General features: G+C 35.6%; 2 protein-coding genes. Both read left to right on the forward strand.

Going from position 1 to position 2,108, the window contains the following annotated elements:
- Positions 1 to 503 precede the first annotated feature (503 nt).
- Positions 504 to 959, forward strand: coding sequence for a YhfG family protein (locus BTN98_RS13995; RefSeq protein WP_012535201.1), 456 nt, complete (start codon positions 504 to 506; stop codon positions 957 to 959).
- Positions 952 to 1,554 (forward strand): putative adenosine monophosphate-protein transferase Fic, encoded by a 603-nt coding sequence (locus BTN98_RS14000; RefSeq protein ID WP_061000976.1) that lies wholly within the window; start codon positions 952 to 954, stop codon positions 1,552 to 1,554. Before BTN98_RS13995 ends, BTN98_RS14000 begins: the two co-directional genes overlap by 8 nt.
- The last annotated feature ends 554 nt before the right edge of the window (positions 1,555 to 2,108 follow it).

The raw sequence follows: 2,108 nt of genomic DNA on the forward strand, positions 1-2,108 counted from the left end.
CTATTATTTTACGTTTTTATCTGGGTCGAAAAATCCCCGCCAATTGCATGACATGCAGGCAGCATTAAAAACATAGGACACCCATGAAAGACAGGACAGCCATAAAAGTGTTAATGGTTCAACGACTATCATTTTTTCAAATCGGGCATAGATGGGACACGACTGTTTTAATGCCGCGAGGGCGATAGGGAATCTACTTGCCGCGCGTTGAGTTTTTAAAATAAAGATATGGCTGTCCTATGTTCCTCTCTATGTTCCTCACTACTAGTCAAAACCCCTGAAACTAGATGGCAAGTACCCGATTTTGTGATTACTATCTGGATTGATAATTAAAAATGTATTTGATTTATAATGATTTTTATATTATTGCGAGATGAATACGGGCAAGTTGTTAATATAGTAAGTTGTTATGTGCTTCTTTGTTCATTTAGCTTTCAAATATGGTAATCATTCCCTTTGAGTTGTAAACTAATATGATTTCCGCATAAATGTGCGAGGTAAGCATGAAATACGAATTATTAGTTTTAGCTGCAATGACACGATTAGAATCTCCAAATACTCAAGCTATCGTGGCTGCAACTGGGATTTCTGAACGTAAAGTACAATCCGTAGTTAATTCATTAGTTGAAAATTTAGGCTTAAACATTCAAAGAGAGCGGCAGGGCCGAACCTTCCGTTTTTCTATTAATAGCTGGGGTGTTTTTGAATCAGGGAAAGCGATCCAGTCTCAACTTAATGATATTGATTTAGTTATGCCAAGTAATTCAATGCTTTCTTCTTACGAAGAAAAGCATGCCTATTTCGAGCAAGTTAAAATGGATAACTTTAAAGAGAGTATGCGTTTAGAGGGGCATGATGTTGCTAGTAATTTCGATTTATCACTCGACAGAGAGCAACAACGTCAAATTTTGTTAAACAAATACTCAAACGTAAATTCGTTAGAGGCGCTCAATGGCTGATAAATATGGCACAACACAAGATCCTTATACTTACGAAAATAGTACGGTTCTTGTTAATAAGCTAAATATCAACAATGAAGCGGTATTAGAGGCTGCAGAGCGTGATTTAACAACGTTAGCTGCAATGTATATAGAGTTTCAATTGCCTCCTTACGATTTCAGCTATCTGCGTTCAATTCATCATATGTTATTCTCCGATCTATTTGAATGGGCTGGCGAGTTAAGAACGATTGATATTTCAAAGGGAAATACACGTTTCTGTAATGTAGCTAGGATTGAAAAAGAAGCAAATAATCTATTTTCAATGTTAGAAAAAGATAAGTATTTAGTAGATCTACCATACGATGAATTTCTTACTAAGTTAGCTGAGTATTATTGCGATATTAATGTTTTACATCCATTCCGTGAAGGAAATGGTCGTGCCCAACGTTTGTTGTTTGAGCATATTGCAATCAATTGTGGTTACAATATTAATTTTTCTGGTATTACTTCTGAGCAGTGGGTAGCCGCAAATATCCATGGTTATCATTGTAATTATGTGCCAATGAAAGAGCTGTTTTCTGTTTGTGTAACTAAAGCTGAAAAGCGCAGTTAACCAAATAAGAATATGTGTCGCGCAACCGACACCTATTCGAAGTGTTGGACAAGCCCGAGCTGCTTTATATAAGTAAATATTGCGAATATCATGAAGGGTGATGCTGATAAGAAGTCGAGCGTTATCCTTGGCGTCAACCAATCAATTTAATTCATTGATTTATAATTAGACCCTCTTTAATTATTACGCGTTAATGCCATTATCCTTATTATTTTACGTTTTTATCTGGGTCGAAAACTCCCTTAAACATATGGCTGTCCTATGTTCCTCACTACTAGTCAAAACCCCTGAAACTAGATGGTAAGTACCCTATTTTGTGATTACTATCGGGATTAATAACTAAAAATGTATCTGATTTATAATGATTTTTATATTATTGCGAGATAAATACGGGCGCGTGTTCAAAGAACAAATTCGGGCAAATTGTTAAATTCATGGGGAAGTATTGTGGTATCTAAAGCATTTCTATATGCATTAAGGCAAAATTTATTGGTAAGCTGACTCACATTAGGAGCTTTTATAGTTGTCATCTTACTTGAAGTTGTTTTTTCAGA

Origin of the sequence: Photobacterium aquimaris (assembly GCF_002954455.1) — a bacterium.
GTDB classification, from domain to species: domain Bacteria; phylum Pseudomonadota; class Gammaproteobacteria; order Enterobacterales; family Vibrionaceae; genus Photobacterium; species Photobacterium aquimaris.

Bases quoted from the DNA above. Each gene is read 5' to 3' on its own strand.
- BTN98_RS13995 (WP_012535201.1), top strand. From the start codon at position 504: ATGAAATACGAATTATTAGTTTTAGCTGCAATGACACGATTAGAATCT.
- BTN98_RS14000 (WP_061000976.1), top strand. From the start codon at position 952: ATGGCTGATAAATATGGCACAACACAAGATCCTTATACTTACGAAAAT.